This is a genomic window from Actinoallomurus rhizosphaericola (genome assembly GCF_024055675.1).
GTDB lineage: Bacteria > Actinomycetota > Actinomycetes > Streptosporangiales > Streptosporangiaceae > Actinoallomurus > Actinoallomurus soli.
On the sequence record NZ_JAMXMW010000029.1, the window covers coordinates 41992 to 57861 of the forward strand.

Annotated in this window: 14 protein-coding genes; 8 read left to right on the plus strand and 6 right to left on the minus strand. The window is 73.4% G+C overall.

Features of this window, described 5'->3' with window-relative positions:
* The first annotated feature begins 26 nt into the window (after positions 1-26).
* Together NE234_RS40710 and NE234_RS40715 are read left to right on the plus strand one after the other, a co-directional pair.
* A complete protein-coding gene (locus NE234_RS40710) occupies positions 27-1334 on the plus strand; it encodes a cytochrome P450 (RefSeq protein WP_252786505.1) in 1308 nt (435 codons plus the stop codon).
* Complete coding sequence (locus NE234_RS40715) at positions 1331-2107, plus strand: IclR family transcriptional regulator (protein ID WP_252786506.1); 777 nt, start codon at positions 1331-1333, stop codon at positions 2105-2107. The genes NE234_RS40710 and NE234_RS40715 overlap by 4 nt, the downstream gene beginning before the upstream one ends.
* Positions 2108-2242: 135 nt before the next feature.
* On the opposite strand, the gene NE234_RS40720 is transcribed toward NE234_RS40715, so the two are convergent.
* Complete coding sequence (locus NE234_RS40720; protein WP_252786507.1) at positions 2243-3070, minus strand: hypothetical protein; 828 nt, start codon at positions 3068-3070, stop codon at positions 2243-2245.
* Positions 3071-3248: 178 nt separating this feature from the next.
* Here NE234_RS40720 and NE234_RS40725 point away from each other — a divergent pair, with 178 nt between their 5' ends.
* On the plus strand, positions 3249-4481 hold the full coding sequence (locus NE234_RS40725; RefSeq protein WP_252786508.1) for a cytochrome P450: 1233 nt from the start codon (positions 3249-3251) through the stop codon (positions 4479-4481).
* Positions 4482-4601: 120 nt separating this feature from the next.
* Complete coding sequence (locus NE234_RS40730; protein WP_252786509.1) at positions 4602-4877, plus strand: isoamylase early set domain-containing protein; 276 nt, start codon at positions 4602-4604, stop codon at positions 4875-4877.
* Positions 4878-4904: 27 nt separating this feature from the next.
* Here the strand turns inward: NE234_RS40730 and NE234_RS40735 are convergent, their stop codons facing one another.
* Positions 4905-5285: a winged helix-turn-helix transcriptional regulator gene (locus NE234_RS40735; RefSeq protein WP_252786510.1), complete on the minus strand. Its 381-nt coding sequence runs from the start codon at positions 5283-5285 to the stop codon at positions 4905-4907.
* A 75-nt stretch (positions 5286-5360) separates the two neighbouring features.
* Here NE234_RS40735 and NE234_RS40740 point away from each other — a divergent pair, with 75 nt between their 5' ends.
* Positions 5361-6287 carry an NADP-dependent oxidoreductase gene (locus NE234_RS40740; RefSeq protein ID WP_252786511.1) on the plus strand — a complete coding sequence of 309 codons (927 nt, stop codon included), beginning with the start codon at positions 5361-5363 and terminating at the stop codon, positions 6285-6287.
* 161 nt (positions 6288-6448) lie between these two features.
* Here NE234_RS40740 and NE234_RS40745 read toward each other — a convergent pair whose 3' ends face one another.
* A complete protein-coding gene (locus NE234_RS40745; protein ID WP_252786512.1) occupies positions 6449-6835 on the minus strand; it encodes a MerR family transcriptional regulator in 387 nt (128 codons plus the stop codon).
* Between the two features lie 64 nt (positions 6836-6899).
* On the opposite strand from NE234_RS40745, the gene NE234_RS40750 reads away from it, so the two are divergent.
* Positions 6900-8150 (plus strand): MFS transporter, encoded by a 1251-nt coding sequence (locus tag NE234_RS40750; RefSeq protein WP_252786513.1) that lies wholly within the window; start codon positions 6900-6902, stop codon positions 8148-8150.
* Positions 8151-8334: 184 nt separating this feature from the next.
* Positions 8335-9252 (plus strand): RNA polymerase sigma factor SigJ, encoded by a 918-nt coding sequence (gene sigJ, locus NE234_RS40755; RefSeq protein WP_252786514.1) that lies wholly within the window; start codon positions 8335-8337, stop codon positions 9250-9252.
* Between the two features lie 27 nt (positions 9253-9279).
* On the opposite strand, the gene NE234_RS40760 is transcribed toward sigJ, so the two are convergent.
* Together NE234_RS40760 and NE234_RS40765 are read right to left on the minus strand one after the other, a co-directional pair.
* Complete coding sequence (locus NE234_RS40760; protein WP_252786515.1) at positions 9280-10560, minus strand: SGNH/GDSL hydrolase family protein; 1281 nt, start codon at positions 10558-10560, stop codon at positions 9280-9282.
* Between the two features lie 128 nt (positions 10561-10688).
* Entirely contained in the window at positions 10689-12158 is a 1470-nt protein-coding gene (locus NE234_RS40765) for a hypothetical protein (protein WP_252786516.1), read from the minus strand.
* Positions 12159-12310: 152 nt separating this feature from the next.
* On the opposite strand from NE234_RS40765, the gene NE234_RS40770 reads away from it, so the two are divergent.
* Positions 12311-12571, plus strand: coding sequence for an alpha/beta hydrolase family protein (locus NE234_RS40770; RefSeq protein ID WP_252786517.1), 261 nt, complete (start codon positions 12311-12313; stop codon positions 12569-12571).
* 51 nt (positions 12572-12622) lie between these two features.
* On the opposite strand, the gene NE234_RS40775 is transcribed toward NE234_RS40770, so the two are convergent.
* Positions 12623-15859, minus strand: coding sequence for an NACHT N-terminal helical domain 7-containing protein (locus NE234_RS40775; protein ID WP_252786518.1), 3237 nt, complete (start codon positions 15857-15859; stop codon positions 12623-12625).
* Positions 15860-15870 lie beyond the last annotated feature (11 nt).

The window sequence follows — 15870 nt, forward strand, 5'->3', positions numbered from 1 at the left end:
GGCCGTCCGAGGATCGAGGGAGCACGTTGCCGTCCGAAGAACGAGACACCGCCGCCGTCCCGTCGGGCCCGGCCGCGGGTCTCGACGTGTTCGACCCGGCCGTCTACGCGCGGGGCGTCCCGCACGAGACCTACCGCCGGCTCCGCGACGAGGACCCGGTGCACTGGCAGGAGGAGTACGAGGTCGGCGGCTGGCCGGCCGGTCCCGGATTCTGGGCCGTGACGCGGCACGCGGACGTCGTCCACGTGCTGCGCGGCCCCGCCGAGTACAGCTCGTGGATCGGGGCGACGCAGATCCGCGACCCGGACCCCGCCGACCTGCCGTTCATCCGGCGGATGATGCTGAACCTCGACCCGCCCGAGCACGGCCGGCTGCGGCGGATCGTGTCCAAGGTGTTCACGCCCCGCCGCGTCGAACGCTTCGCGGCCGACGTCGAGCGCCGGGCGCGCCGCCTCGTCGACGGCATCGCCGAACGCGGCGCGTGCGACCTGCCGGTCGACGTCACCGACGACTACCCGATCCAGAACCTCGCCGACCTGCTCGGCATCCCCGATGAGGACCGCGACCGGATCCTCGCGTGGACCAACCGGGTGATCGGCTACCAGGACCCCGACCACGCGGAGGCCGCCCGCGGCCCGGACGGCAGGCCGGTGAACCCCCGGTCCCCCGCGATGCTGGCCGACATGTTCGAGTACGCGCACGAACTCGCCGCCGCCAAGCGCCGGGACCCGGCGGACGACCTGATGACCGCGCTGGCGACCGCCGTGGTCGACGGGCGGCGCCTCAGCGACGCCGAGCTCTCGATGTTCTTCTTCCTGCTGGTGATCGCCGGCAACGACACCGTACGCTCCGCCCTGCCCGGCGGGGTGATGGCGCTCCTCGACCACCCCGATCAGCACCGGCGGCTGCTCGACCGTCCCGAGCTGCTCGACTCGGCGATCGACGAGATGCTGCGCTGGCATCCGCCCGTGCTGAGCTTCCGGCGCACCGCCGTACGGGACACCGTGCTCGCGGGACGGCCGATCGCCGCCGGGGACAAGGTCGTCGTGTTCCACGCCTCCGCCAACCGCGACGAGCGGAGGTTCCCCGAGCCGGAGCGGTTCGACATCGCCCGGCGGCCGAACGACCACGTCGCGTTCGGCGACGGTCCGCACGTGTGCCTGGGAGCGCACTTCGCCCGCCTGCAGCTGCGGATCTTCTACCGCGAGTTCCTGTGGCGCCTGTCGGATCTGGAGCCCGCCGGGCCGCCCGCGCGGCTGGTGTCGAACTTCATCGCCGGGATCAAGCACCTGCCCGTCCGCTACACGCCCGTACGACGGAGCGACGCCCGATGACCGACCGACCGCACCGCTCGGCGCCGCCCGGCCGTCCCCGCGCCGGCTCGCCGTCCCCCGTCCCCGGAGCACCGCCCTTTCCCGGCTCCGGAGCACCGCCGTCCCCCGCCGCCACCGGGTCGAAGACCATCGACACCGGTCTGCGGCTCCTGGAGATCCTCCGGGACCATCCCGACGGGCTGACGATCAGCGAGCTCGCCCGCACCGCCGACGTGCACCGCAACGCCGTCTCCCGGCACCTGACCGCGCTGCGCAACCACCGCCTCGTCTCCCGCACCGGGACGCGGTACACGCTCGGGCTCGGCATCGTCGAGCTCGGCGCCGCCGTGCAGCACCGGCTGCGCGCCGCGGCCGAGGGGGCGCTCCAGTCGCTGGCCGACGGCTGCCGCGCGACGGCGTTCATCAGCGTGCTGGACGCCGATGAGGAGGTCGTCGTGCTCGCCGTGGCCGAGCCGCGCGGGTCCGACTTCCACGTCGCGTACCGCGCGGGCAAGCGCCACGCCGTCGACCATGGCGCGCCCGGGATCGCCATCCTCGCCGGCCGCCCGCCGCGCCCGCGCGAGCGGCCGATCGTGCGGGAGGCCCGCCGGACGGGATACGCGGTCACCGAGGGCGAGTTGCAGCCCGGCGCGTGGGGCGTCGCCGCGCCGATCGTCGCGAGGGGACGGCCCGCGCAGGCGAGCATCGGGGTGGTGACGATCGGCGCGCAGGACGAGTCCGCCATCGCGCCGCGCGTCGTCGCCGCGTCCGGCGAGATCGCCCGCCTGCTCTGAGCCTTCCCCGTCCTGCTGCTCCCGCCGATGCTCAGGCGGGCGGCCGGCACAGGCCGCGCCAGGCGGGCCGGGCCGCCCGGGCCGCGTCTGCGCGAGCCGGACCGAAGCAGGCAGCGTCAGGCTTGCCGAGCCGCATCAGGTGGGCCGGGCCGGCGCGGGGCGCCGCGCGTGGCCGAGCAGGGCCAGGGCTCGCGCGGTCTCGGTGGCGGTGAACGGCAGGCCGGGCCGGTGCAGCCGGATCCGTTCGCCGGTCGGAGCGGTCAGGGACAGCGTGTCCCGGTCGGAGCGGACCGCCCGGTCGGTGCGGTCGCCGGCGTCCGGGAGGAGGCGGGCCTCCAGCAGAGCCGCCAGGGCGGCCGGCAGCCGATGCGCGTCCGCGGCGGCCCACGACACCAGGAGCAGCGCGCGGGTGACCGGATCGACGAGTTCGCGGACGGTGGCCGGGCGGGCCTGGACCGCCCGGCCGCCCGCCGCGGTGAGCGCCTCGACCAGTGCCTCGGCGGTGACGGGCTCCGGCAGCTGGACGTGGAGTTCGTCGACGGTTCCGCCGGTGTCGGGCTGGGTGCTCAGCGACAGGATGTTGCCGCCGATCGCGGCGGTTGCGGCCGCAAGCGCCGCGAGCTGTCCGGGCGTCTCGCGCACCCGTGCCCGTACGCGCCACAGCCGCGCCGCCGGGACGGCGATACCCGCCGCGGAATGGTTCGGCGCGTGCCCGTGGCGGTCACGCCGGTGGGTCAACCAGAGGTGCGCCGACACGATCGCGCAGAGGACGCCGCCCAGCACGACGAGCATGAGGGCGCCCGACCGGCGATGGCCGAGCGCCGTGGAGAACAGGTGCGCGACGCCCGCCGCCACGAACAGCGCCGCGAACTCGACGGCCTCGCGCCGCCATGCCCGCCTGCCGTGGCCGTGGGAGGCGCCGCCGCGGTCGATCGGACGGCCGTTCCTGATCTTCAGTCCCATGCGGACCACTCTGGGCGGCCCTCGTTGCGGTTCGCGATCATCGCTGTGACGTCGGCGTAACCGAACGCCCTTTTTGGTGAAGACCGGAAAAATTAGGCTTTACCGGGCTCGGTGACAGCGACGGCAACTGTGGCTTACGGTGGGCGTCAGCGGATCGGCGACCCGGGAGCGAGGAGCGATGACGCACGGCGCGGACCTGGCGCGGCTGGACTTCTGGGGACGGCCGCCGGCCGAACGCGAACAGGCGTTCGCCGCGCTGCGGGCCGGCGGGCGTCCGGTGTTCGTCGACTACGCCCCGGACGCGGCGCAGACGGTGAACGGCTACTTCGCCCTGACCCGCCATGAGCAGATCATCGAGGTCAGCCGGCACCCGGAGACCTTCAGCTCCGAGCCGACCGCCACCAGCCTCGACGACCCGCCGCCCGCGCTGAGCGAGTTCGTCGGCTCCATGATCAGCATGGACGACCCGCGGCACGCGCGGCTGCGCCGGATCGTCTCCCGCGCCTTCACCCCCCGCATGATCAAGAAGTTCGAGGACGACGTCACGCTGGTCGCCAGGGACATCGTGGACCGGCTCGCCGAGCGCGGGCCGTGCGACTTCGTCACCGAGGTCGCGATGCCCCTGCCGCTCACGATCATCTGCGCGATGATGGGCATCCCGAAGTCGGAGTACGACGGCGTGATCGACGCCACCAACCTCATCATCGGCGTCGGCGACCCGGACTACGTCGGACCCGACGGGCAGGACCGGACCTCGATGGTCGGCGAGAGGTTCGCCTACCTGCACGGGCTGATGGGCGAGCTCGCCGCCGAACGCCGGGCACGGCCCTCCGACGACCTGGTCTCCGCCCTCGTCACCGCGAACCTCGACGGCGAGTCGCTGACCGAACGCGAGCTCGGCAAGTTCTTCGGGCTCCTCGTCGTCGCGGGGAACGAGACCACCCGTACGGCGCTGAGCCACGCCCTGACGCTGTTCACCGACCACCCCGACCAGCGGGCGCTGCTCACGGCGGACCTCGACGCCCGGCTGCCCGGCGCCGTCGAGGAGGTCGTACGGTACGCCACGCCGGTGACCTGGATGCGCCGCACCGTCACCCGCGACGTGGATCTGCTCGGGCACACCTACCGCGCCGGCGACCGCGTCGTCCTCTACTACAACTCGGCCAACCGCGACGAGGCGGTCTTCGACCGCCCGGACGAGTTCGACATCACGCGGTCGCCCAACCCGCATGTCGGGTTCGGCGGCCCCGGCCCGCACTTCTGCCTCGGCGCGCACCTCGCCCGCCGCGAGATGACGGTGCTGCTGCGGGAGCTGTTCACCCGGCTGCCCGGCATCCACGCGACCGCGCCGCCCGTCCGACAGCGCAGCAGCTTCATCAACGGGATCAGCCGGCTGCCCTGCGCCTTCTGATGCGGCCGCCCCTCGATCGCGTGAATTCTGCGTTACACGCCGTGTCGTCCGTGCTGTCCGCGTTCGGGCCCGCCATGCTGGTAGTCCCCCTCTCTGATCCACCCCTGTGCGAGGAATTCGATGCTCAGGCGCTCGCGGCTGTTCGGCCGCAAGATCCGTGTCACCTTCAGCCTTCCCCCCGACCAGCCGGAAGGGGTCGTCAGCGTCGTCGGCGACTTCAACGACTGGGAGCCCGGCCGTCATGAGCTCGTCAAGCGGCGCCACGGCAGGCGCACCGTCTCGGTGACCCTGCCCCCCGGCGTCCACCGGTTCCGCTACCTGGCCACCGGCGGCGTGTGGTTCGACGACGAGACCGCCGACGACAGGGACGAGCACGGCTCCCTGATCAGAGTCTGATCACGTCACCACGTCGGGTGCGGGGCCTCAGTCGCCATGGGCGGCCGCCTCGGGACCGGCGTCGAGCGCGTCGAGCACCGCGTCGCCGTTCGCCCTCGCCCACTCGGTCAGCATGTGGATCGGATCGATCAGTGTGGCCCCGAGTGGGGTGAGCTCGTACTCGACGCGGGGCGGCACCTCGGCGTAGGCATGGCGGCGGATGAGTCCGTGCGCCTCGAGCCGCCGGAGCGTCTGGGTGAGCATCTTGCGGGAGATGCCGCCGATCATCTCGATCAGCTCGCCATGGCGCACCGGGCCCTCGCTGAGGCCGTAGAGCACGACCGCCGTCCACTTGTCGGCGAGGAGCTCGACCGTCAGACGCGCCGGGCAGTCGGCGAGGAAGACAGCATCGGGACCGAAACCGCTCATGGCGCCAAAGGTACCTGGCGGTACCTATCGGAAACCTAGCCTGGGTCCTCTCCCCCCTTCAAAGCCAGGAGAGTCATGCGAGTCATCACCCAGCAGACGCTCGGCGGTCCCGAGGTGCTCACCATCGTGGACGCGCCCGAGCCCAGGCCCATTCCGACCGAGGTTCTCGTCCGCGTCAAGGCGATCGGGCTGAACCCGCTGGAGGCACGCCTGCGCGCCGGCGAGTTCCCGCTGATCGGCCGGCCGCCGTTCATCCTCGGCTGGGACGTCAGCGGTGTGGTCGAGGAGGCGCAGACGTGGCGGTTCAGGCCCGGCGACGAGGTGTTCGGGTTGCCGATGTTCCCGCGGGCCGCCAACGCGTACGCCGAGGCCGTGGCGGCGCCGGCGTTGCACCTGGTCCGCAAGCCCGCGTCGCTCTCGCATGTCGAGGCGTCGGCGCTGCCGGCCGTCGGGCTGACGGCGTGGCAGGGCCTCGTCGACCTCGCCGGCGTGACCGAGGGCGACCGCGTCCTGATCCACGGCGGTGGTGGCGGGGTCGGCCACGTCGCGATCCAGATCGCGAAGGCGCTCGGCGCGCACGTGATCGCGACCGCCAGCGGGAGCAAGCGGGAGTTCGTCGAGGGGCTCGGCGCCGACGAGGTGATCGACTACACGGCGGTCGACTTCACCGAGGTGGCCGGCGACGTCGACGTCGTGCTCGACACGATCGGTGGCGACACCGTCGAGCGGTCACTCAACGTGCTCCGCCCAGGCGGTCACCTGGTGACGGCGGTCGCCGAGTCGGATGCGGAGCTCGCCGCCAAGTACGAGGCGGCCGGCATGCGCTTCAGCGGCATCGTGGTCGAGCCCGATCCGGTCGGCCTGCGCGGTCTCGTCGACCTCGTCGAACAGGGCAGGCTCCGGGTCCACGTGCAGGAGACGTTCCCATTCGAGCGCGTCGCCGACGCGCACCGGCTGCTCGACGGCGGTCACCTCCAGGGCAAGCTCGTCCTCACCCTCTGATCCCGTCATGGGGCCTCGCGCCAGCGAGGCCCTGAGACGGGCGTCGGCCGGGCGGCCGGCTTGATCACTGGCCGTCACTGCCCTCTACCGTCACCGAATGCCAGTGATCAAGGTGTCCTGACCCGCCGCCATGTCCGGGCCGCGGAGCATGGCGGTGCCGGTCAGGATGGCACGTCGGCGGCGGGAAGGGCGCAGCCGCGTACGACCTCGAGGTATTCGACGATCGCGTCCCGGTTGCGGGTCAGGCAGTCGATGCGCTCGGTCATCCGGTCGCGCTCGCGTTCCAGCGTCGCGAGCATCTCCGGGGTCGCGTCCGGGAAGTGGATGGACCTCGGCTTGTCGAGGCAGGGAAGGATCTGCTTGATGATCCGCGTCGGCAGCCCGGCGTCCAGGAGCCCCCGGATCTGCAGCACCCGGTCGACGAAACGCGGATCATAGTCGCGGTAGCCGTTCGCGCAGCGCTCGGAGACGATCAGCCCCTGCTCCTCGTAGTAGCGCAGCAGCCGCCTCGACGTGCCCGTGCGCTCCGCCAACTCCCCGATGCGCATGTGCGCCACCTCACAGGATCCCGGGTTGACCGTCACATCAGTGTGAGGGTTTGAGCATACGGCCATGATCCTTCATGGCACAGCCCGGTCCGTCGACCCGGCCGCCGGGGGCCGGCGGCTCCCCCTGTCCCCGCTGCTCGCGCTGGCGACGGCCGTGTTCATCACCAGCCTCACGGAGACGCTGCCCGCCGGCCTGCTCCCCGGCATCGGCGCGGACCTCGGCGTCGGCGAGTCGGCGGCCGGGCAACTGGTGACGATCTACGCGATCGCCACGGCGGTGACCGCGATCCCCCTGACCTCGGCGACCGCGGGGTGGCGGCGCAAGCGTCTCCTGCTGACCGCGATGACGGGATTCGGCGTCGCGAACACGGTCACCGCCGTCTCGACGAGCTATCCCCTCACCATGGCGGCCCGGTTCGTGGCGGGGGTGGCGGCGGGCCTCGCGTGGGCGCTGCTGGCCGGGTACGCGCGCCGGCTGGCCCCCGCCCACCTCCAGGGCCGGGCGATGGCCGTCGCCATGGCCGGAATCCCGGTCGCCCTGTCGCTGGGAGTGCCCGCCGGGACCTTCGTCGGGAAGGCGCTGGGCTGGCGGACGGCGTTCTGGAGCATGACCGCGCTGACCGCCGTCCTCATCGCGTGGATCCTCGCGTCGGTCCCCGACCATCCCGGCGCACGGCGGCGCGACCGGGCGCCGATCCTCGGCGCGCTCCGCGTTCCCGGCGTGGCGCCGGTCCTGGTCGTGACGCTGGTGTTCGTGCTGGCCCACACGATCCTCTACGCCTACATCGCCACGTTCCTGGACCGGTACGGGATGGGGGCCTCGGCCGGCTCCGTGCTGCTCGTCTTCGGCATCGCGTCGCTGGTGAGCATCTGGGTCGTCGGCGCCCACATCCACCGACGGCTGCGCACCCTCGCCCTCGCCGCCACGCTCCTGGTCGCGGCGGCGGCCGCCGTGCTGGCGCAGTTCGCGGACAGTCCCGCAGCGGTGTACGCGGCGATCGCCCTGTGGGGCCTCGGCTGGGGCGGGGTCCCCACCCTCCTGCAGACCGCGGCGGGCGAGGCGGGCGGTGCGCGGGGTGACGCGGCCCAGGCGATGCTGGTCACCCTGTGGAACGTCGCCATGGCCGGTGGCGGAGTCGTCGGCGGCGTCCTGCTCGCCCGGTTCGGCCCGGCGTCGTTCCCCCGGAGCGTCCTCGTCCTGATGGCGCCGGTCCTGCTCGTGGTGCTCGCCGCCCGTACGCACGGCTTCCGGAACGCCCGCCCGGTCTCGACCGCGCCGTCGGGCTCCGGGAACGGCGTGCCTGACGCTCGGTGACCGGGGTCGCGAACCGTGCGAAGGACGGTGGATCGCGGCGCGGTCCGCGGTCCGCGGGACGTTAGGGTCGGCGTCATGGATCCGGCCGGAACGCCGCCCCGAACGGGGCCGGATCAGTGTCACACTTCGGCGTCCTGTGTCGTCCCTGGAGTGTGGGAAGCGCTGTTGCCAGAGGAGAGCGGTCGTGACCGGAACGCCGAGGAACGATGACCCGCCCGCCGGCGGCCGGTGGACGCAGGATGACCTCGCCCGTGCCTTCGAGACGGAGCGGCCTCGCCTGCTCAACGTCGCGTACGCGACGACCGGGTCCCTGGCGGAGGCGGAGGACTGCGTGCAGGACGCGTGGCTCCGGCTGCGCCGGCTCGAGGACCCGTCCGCGATCCGCGACCTGGCCGCGTGGCTGACGACCACGGTCGGCCGGCTGGCGCTGGACGCGCTGGGCAGCGCGCGGGTCCGGCGGGAGCGGTACGTCGGCCCGTGGCTGCCCGAGCCGCTGGTCGGGGACGCCGTCGCGGGCGATCCCGCCGACCGGGTGACGCTCGACGAGTCGGTGAGCATGGCGCTGCTGGTCGTCCTGGAGCGCCTGTCTCCGGCGGAGCGGACGGCGTTCCTGCTGCACGACGTGTTCGGGGTGCCCTTCGACGAGGTCGCCGAGGTGGTGGGCCGTACACCGGTGGCGGTGCGGCGGCTCGCGTCCCGGGCGCGCAAGCACGTCGAGGAGGGGCTGCCGCGGTTCCCGCCGACGTACGGCGAACAGCGGGAGCTCGTGGCCGCGTTCATGGCGGCCTGCCAGGGCGGCGACCTGGACCGGCTCGTGGGCGTGCTCGATCCCGGCGTCACCCTGCGCGGCGACGGCGGCGGCAAGGTCCCCGCCGTGAGCCGGGTCGAGGGGGGCGCCGAGCAGGTCGCGCGCATGCTCCTGGGATTCGCCGCCCACCCGTCCGTCGAGGTACGGATCGCGGACGTCAACGGCGCGCCCGGGCTCGTCATGCTGGACCCGACCGGCGTGCTCACCGTCATGGCGTTCACGGTCGACGCCGGCCGGATCACCGCGATCGACGCGATCCGCAACCCCGACAAGCTGCCCGGCCTCCGGTTCTGAACGGCGCCGGGCCCCGGCGGGGAGGGCTCAGAGATCGGCCAGGTCGACGACCTCGGCCATGGCCCGGTAGCCCGCGTCGTTGGGGTGCAGGTGGTCGCCCGAGTCGTACTCGGGGCGCAGGGCGAGGGGGTCGGCCGGGTCGCGGGTGGCCGCGTCGAAGTCGATGACGGCGTCGAAGGTGCGGCTGGTGCGGATGTAGGCGTTCACGGCCTCGCGCGTGGCCTCCAGCGTGTCGTCGTACACCTGCCAGCCCTTGAACGGCGTGAGCGTCGCGCCGATCACCTTGATGCCGCGGGCGTGGGCGCGGGCCGCGATCGCCTCGTACGCGGCGGTGATCTTCGCGGGGTCGGTCTGGTGCGGGCTCTGCTGGATGTCGTTGATGCCCTCCAGGACGATGAGCGTGCGGACGCCCGTGCGCGACAGGACGTCCTCGTCGAAGCGGGCGAGGGCGTTGACGCCGTACGACCCGCCGTCGAGCAGCAGCCGGTTGCCGCTGATCCCGGCGTTGAGGACGCCCAGCCTCCGGGACGGCGGCAGCGCCTGGATGCGGCGGGCGAGGTAGTCCGGCCAGCGGTGGTTCTCCCCGGCGGTGGAGTCGGCGCCGTCGGTGATCGAGTCACCCAGGGTGACGAGGCTGCCGCGCGTGGGCGGGTCGAACACGTCGACGCCGGTGAGGTAGTACCACTGGCCGAACGTCCCGGTGTAGGCGTCCCCGGCCACGTCATCGGCGTGGTCGCCGCCGGGCGCGTAGTAGGAGGTCTGCTGGGCCAGCGGATGCGTGGTCACCGGCCCGGAGACGACCGGCAGGTAGACGGTGACGAGAAGATCGGCGCCGGGCCGTACCGGGAGGAGGGCCGGATCGGCGGTCACGTCGGCGCCGGCGGGGACGGTCGCCGACCGGGCGCCGTGGAAGGTCACCTCGCGCAGCTTTCCGTGCGCCGTTCCCGCGCCGTCCGCGGCCCGTACGGCGACCGTGACATGGCCGAGGGTCAGCGGGGCGGTGCCGAAGCGGTTGGACAGCCGGATCCGTACGGCCGCGCCGCCTGCGGAGAGGTGCACGACCTCGCGCACCGACGAGCCGGACTCCGCGCCGGTGGGAGAGGACAGCCCTACGGCGGGCGACGCCTCCCACGCGCCGACCCAGCCCCGCTCGGGGTGGGCCGCGGGCCGAGGCGGGGCTGCGGACCGTGGCGGAGCCGCCGGGGTCGCTCCGGCCGCCGGCGCGACCGCGACGCCGGACGCGAGGGCCAGGGCCGCCGCGACCAGGATCCGTGCGCCTGCGGGTCCGCGCGTCCTTGTGTGCTGCATACGGGCACCTTTCTCGCCAGGAAGCGTTTTCCGACAAGGACGGTAAAACGATCACTTGGCCGCGACAATGGCCGGAGCCCCGTCATCGGCCGGACGGCCGGATCAGGCCGCGCGCGTCGGCTCCGGGCTCAGCGCGGCGGCGTGAACCAGGGCGGGAGATAGACCCGCCAGTGGCGGCCGAGCCGGGACAGCGGGTGGGCGACCCAGGTGGTGGCGTAGCCGGGCGGCGGCGAGCCCGGGGACAGGATCCCGGTCGGCTCCCGGCGCGCGGTCCGGAGCAGCCGTTCCGGGGTCGTCGAGGCGAGGACGCCGCCGGTCTCCCCGGTCCCGCAGCCGATGTAGAAGGCGACCGGCACCGACCGCGGGCCGCTGAGCAGGCAGGGCGGACGCACCCCGAGGCGTTCGAGCGCCGCCGCGCCGCGCACGTACGTCCGGCGCTCGGCGGCGTTCTCTCGCACCTGCTGCGACAGCAGCATCCCCTGGGAAGCCAGCTGGACCAGCACCACGGCGGCGATCAGGACGGCCAGCGGCCGGCGGAGACGCGAGACGGCCGCCGGAAGCCGCGTCAGGCACTCGGCCACGGGCAGCGCCAGCAGCGCGTACGCGGGCAGCAGGAACCGGGGGGCCGCGTAGCCGAGGAACAGCAGGTACGGCACGGCGGCCGAGACTCCGCAGGCGGCGGCGACCGCGACCGGCCCCAGGGCGCGGGCACGGGCCGCCAGCACCAGGCCGCCGGCGGCGAGCAGCGGAACGGCGGCCCACCAGAGCGTGAGCCCCGGACGCTGGACACCGACGCCGCAGGGACGGCAGAGCAACGGCCCGTTCACGGCGGACAGTTCGTACAGCAGCCCGCGCGGATGCCAGGCGATGCCGCCCTCGATGGCGCTGGACCTGTGGAGCCGCGCGACCGGTCCGCCGTAGCGCAGGAACGCCTCGGCGATCCACTGCGCCGCGCCGAGCGCCAGTCCTCCGAGCACGGCGCCGATCAGAGCCGGGCGCCGCCACCGGCGCACCAGCACCGCCGCCACCGGCAGCGGCAACGCGATCCAGAAGGCGTCCCCCGGTCGCATCAGCGTCGTGACGGCTCCCGCGAGCACGATCCCGATGAGGGCGCCGCGCCCGCCCGTCACGGCATAGCGCACGAACCAGCCGGCCAGGGCCAATCCTCCGACGGCGACCCAGAAGTTCGGGATGACCTCGGAGACGTAGTAGCCGGTGACCCACAGCCCGGTGAACAGCAACGCCGCCAGGGGGACGACGGCCCGGCGGGAGGCCACCGCCGACCACGGCAGGTAGGCGAGCACGATCGCGGCCGCGCCGAGCACGGCGAGGTAGGCCCGCAGCGCGATGACCGAACCCGTGAGCCACACGACGGGGGCGATCAGATAGGTGATGCCACGGGCCCGTGGCGCGCTGAAGAACGCCGCCGGCATCCGCGGGCTCACCTGGGTGATGTAGAGGGCCTCGTCCCAGCCGACCGCACCGTGCGGTACGACGACGGCGAACTCGAGGGCGGTCAGGAACACGGCCACGGCGACCAGCCAGGCGGCGGGACGGCGGACGAGTTCGGCCGGCTTCGGCGGCACCCGGATGATCAACCGACTCCCATCTCACCGTCCGGACGCGGCCGGAGACTCCCCTGGCCGTCCCAGGGTCGCGGGGGCCGGAGAACAGGGGATGTCCGGCGGCTGAACGGCGCCCCTCCGCAGAAGGTCGGCGAGCGCATGGACCGCGCCCCTCCGGCCGGCGCGTGAACCGCGTCCCTGCGGCCGGCCCGGTGAGCCACGTGACGCCGGACGCGCCGCCCTTCCTCATCCTGCACGGCACCGACGACACGATCGTCCCTTTCGCGCAGAGCGAGCGGCTCGTCGCGGTCCTGCGGAACGCGGGCCGCCCGGTCGAGTACCGGCCGGTGACCGGAGGCGATCACCTCTGGGTCGGGCTGACCGAGGAGGCGGTGGAAGACTGCTTCTCCGCCACCCTCGACTTCTCCACCCGCACCACCGTCTGACCGGCGGCCGTCCCTCCGCCCAGGCGGCCGTTGCGGGCCGGCTTCTCACCTTCAGCGGGATCCGGTGTCGGCGGGGCGCCGTCTTCCGGCGGCCGCGACCCGGAGTCCCGGGGCGAGGAGATCGAGCTCCGTGTCCGGCCACTGCTGCTCGATCGCCCTGACGAGCGCCGCCACCAGGTCACGGCCGTCGACTCCGTGTCCGGCCGCCCCGCCCTGGGGAAGCCGGTGCCACAGCGCGTTGACGGTCTCGAGGTACGCGTCCGTCGGCCGCACGGTGTTCGCCTGGTGGAGCAGGTCCAGCACCTTCGCGGCCGGCAGCCTGCCGACGTCGTCGCGGAGGCGCAGGAGGACGAGCCGGTGCAGTTCGGGGAAGGCGGCCGTCGCCCTGAGACTTTCCCGGTAGGTCGCCGCGCGTTCGTCCTCGGGCGCGTCGCGGGTGTGGTCGAGCCGCCCGAGGTGATAGCCGGGCACGATCCCCTCCTCGTCGGTCGACCTCGACCAGATGCGACCGCCCAGGGCCTGGAACAGCGGTAGGGACTGCAGGAGCAGCATTCCCATCCGCCAGTCCGGCAGGAACGCCAGGGTCCGGACGAGGAGCCCGAGGCCGCTCGCCGGGCTCACGCGCACGTCGTACGCTCCGGGGTCGCCGGAGAGGAAGAGGTCGTAGTCGGTCGCCTCGGGCCGGGCGCCCGGGGGCGCGATGGCGAACGCGCCGAGGACCGAGACCGCGGAGCCGTCCTCCCGGCCCAACCGGACCCGCAGCTCATCGGCCAGGTGCACGGTGACACGCAGTGTGTTCAGGATCCCGTGCCACTCGGACGGGGACAGCTCGGCCTTCCAGAGACGGCTCAGCCGGATCCAGCGCTCCACCGCGGCGGCCGGGGAACCGGGGAACAGTTCAGCGGCGGTGGCGCCTTCGCCGGAGAGCAGGACGAGGAGGATCGTCAGGTTGGCGGAGTAGGCGGCGAGCCGCCGGGTGACGGGATGCGCCACCGGCTCATAGGCGGTGTGGGACCGCCCGGCGTGCGGGTACAGCGCGCCGTCGAGCAACTCCCGCAGCAGCGCCCGGCGCTCGTGCTCCTCCGGCCCGCGACGCAGCAGTTCGCCGAGGAAGTCGACGATCGGCGCGCGTTCGGCCACGCAGGCGAAGGACAGGACCGCGAACAGGAAGCCGTCGTCCGGCCGGCCACCGGCCGCCGTCGGCCGTGCGCTCGTCACCTTCCGCACCGCGGTCAGATCGTCGATGACGCGGACGGCGAGCCAGGCGACGAGGAACTCCGCGAACGTCGGATGCAGGAACTCGAAGGTCCGTGCCCGCTGGTCCCGCACCCGGGCCTCGGCTCGGTGGATGAAGAAGAACCGGCCGGTGGTGCGCTCGGCGGGGCTCAGCGCCGCCGGCTCGTCGGCACCGGGGTCAGGGTGCTGCGGGAGCAGGAGGGAGAGGTCGCGGTCCAGTTCGTCCTCACCGGCGGTCTGCCGGCCGCGGTTGAACATGGCGAGCGCGGCGACGGCCAGGTGCTCCAGCTCCGCCTCCGCGAGCCTGCGCTGCTCGCCGGACGGCAGGGACGCGGTTCGTGGATCCTTGCGCACCTCCCGGAACGCGAAGTCCATCAGCAGCGCCTCGTACAGGTCGGCCTGACCGAGGCTGCCGGTACCGGCCTGCAGCGCGTTGTCCTGCGCGTCGAAGATGGCGAGCATGAGCAGGAGCAGTGGCTGCCGCGCCAGCTCCCGATGGGCCAGGACCGTCTCGGCGGCCAGTGGCCGGCGTGACCGTGCCGCGAGGAGCGCGGCGTTGTGCCGGTGCCAGACGTCCAGCCAGTAGCGGACCTGGTCGTCGGTGAAGGGCTGGAGCCGCAGCGCGACGGTGCCTGCCGGATACCGTACGCGGTCGGCGACCACGGTGCGGGTCGTCACGATGACGGCGACCGGCTGCCCGAGCGCCGACTGCCGGCGCTGAAGGTCGCGGACCTGCTCCAGGTAGTCGTACCGGTTGAGCCCCGCCGCCTGCAGCATCTCGTCGAAGCCGTCGAGCATCACGACGGGCAACGCGCCGTCGGCCGACTCGAGGAGATCGGGCAGGGTCACCCGTTCCCCCGACTGGCGGCGGATGGCCTGCTCGATCTGCTCCTGGATCATCGACTCCGCGGCGACCTGGCGGAGTTCGACCCGGATCGGCAGGAAGTCCTCCTCGGGCAGGCGGGCGGCGAGGACCTCGGTCAGCTTCGACTTGCCCGATCCGGGCTCGCCGAGGACCACGAGCGGGGCCTGGACCGCCCGGGGTGAGGTCAGGAAGCCGGACAGGAAAGCCTCGGCGTGCGGCTCCCGCACCTGTTCGGCGGCCCAGAACGCCGGGTCGGCCGGGCTCTCCGACGGGTCGACCTCCGCCACCTCGCACCGCGGGTTGACGTAGGCGTCGCCGAGGGCGGGCAGGACCACGCCGTCGGGCGCCCGGCCGGTCGCGACGATCGGTTCGGACAGCGCCGCGCGGTATCCCCGGAGCAACCGGCGCCTGGGCCGGTCACCCGGCCGGCCCGCCGCCATGGTGCCGAGAATCCTTCCCACCTCGGACAATCCCGCGCCGAGCGCCTCCAGCCGCGTCAGGTTCGCCCAGACCTCGAACTCCCGGTTGTCCGTCGCGAGCCTCCGGAACGCCTGTTCGTAGATCTGGAGCGCGACCGGGGGCACGGCCGCGACCGCCCGCGTCAGGCGAGTGCGCTCCGGGCCGGAAAGGGCGTCCCACGCGGCGACACCGCGGACGAAGGTCGTCAGCCGCCGTGACATCAGCTCGTACGTCGACCTGATCGCCGCTCGGGTGCTCTCGTACGGAACGTGCGGCTCGGGCAGCGGAAGCCGGTCGTGCAGCAGCCCGCCGACCAGCTCGACGTCCCCGCGCGGAGGGCGGGCGCCGGTCGCCTGAGCGACCTTCTCGCCGGGAGTCAGCTCGAAGCGCTCGAGCCCGATCGCCGGGTCCGCCTGCTCCAGCGCCTCGAAGTAGGAGGACACCACCAGGACGGCATGGGCCGCCGCGAGCCGCTGCGTACGGTCGAAGCGGGACAGCCCGCTGCGCCGTTCCGAGATGCGGCGGACGGTGTCGTGTCCGAACCTGACGATCTCCTCCTTCAGGTCGAACAGGTTGAGCGCGGCGGACGCGTCGTTCCCGGTCGCCAGCGCGGCGACCGTCCAGGTGACCAGTCCCGCGGCCGCCAGCCGGTCGGCGAGGCCGATCAGCCTGCTGGGACGGCCACCGAGGATCTTCAGAGCGTCGGCGTAGGTCAGCGACTCTGCCACTCGGGCTCCTT

Coding starts and splice junctions, on each gene's coding strand:
- NE234_RS40720 (WP_252786507.1), bottom strand. CDS start 3,070: ATGGGACTGAAGATCAGGAACGGCCGTCCGATCGACCGCGGCGGCGCC.
- NE234_RS40730 (WP_252786509.1), top strand. CDS start 4,602: ATGCTCAGGCGCTCGCGGCTGTTCGGCCGCAAGATCCGTGTCACCTTC.
- NE234_RS40735 (WP_252786510.1), bottom strand. CDS start 5,285: ATGAGCGGTTTCGGTCCCGATGCTGTCTTCCTCGCCGACTGCCCGGCG.
- NE234_RS40745 (WP_252786512.1), bottom strand. CDS start 6,835: ATGCGCATCGGGGAGTTGGCGGAGCGCACGGGCACGTCGAGGCGGCTG.
- NE234_RS40750 (WP_252786513.1), top strand. CDS start 6,900: ATGATCCTTCATGGCACAGCCCGGTCCGTCGACCCGGCCGCCGGGGGC.
- NE234_RS40715 (WP_252786506.1), top strand. CDS start 1,331: ATGACCGACCGACCGCACCGCTCGGCGCCGCCCGGCCGTCCCCGCGCC.
- NE234_RS40760 (WP_252786515.1), bottom strand. CDS start 10,560: ATGCAGCACACAAGGACGCGCGGACCCGCAGGCGCACGGATCCTGGTC.
- NE234_RS40725 (WP_252786508.1), top strand. CDS start 3,249: ATGACGCACGGCGCGGACCTGGCGCGGCTGGACTTCTGGGGACGGCCG.
- NE234_RS40740 (WP_252786511.1), top strand. CDS start 5,361: ATGCGAGTCATCACCCAGCAGACGCTCGGCGGTCCCGAGGTGCTCACC.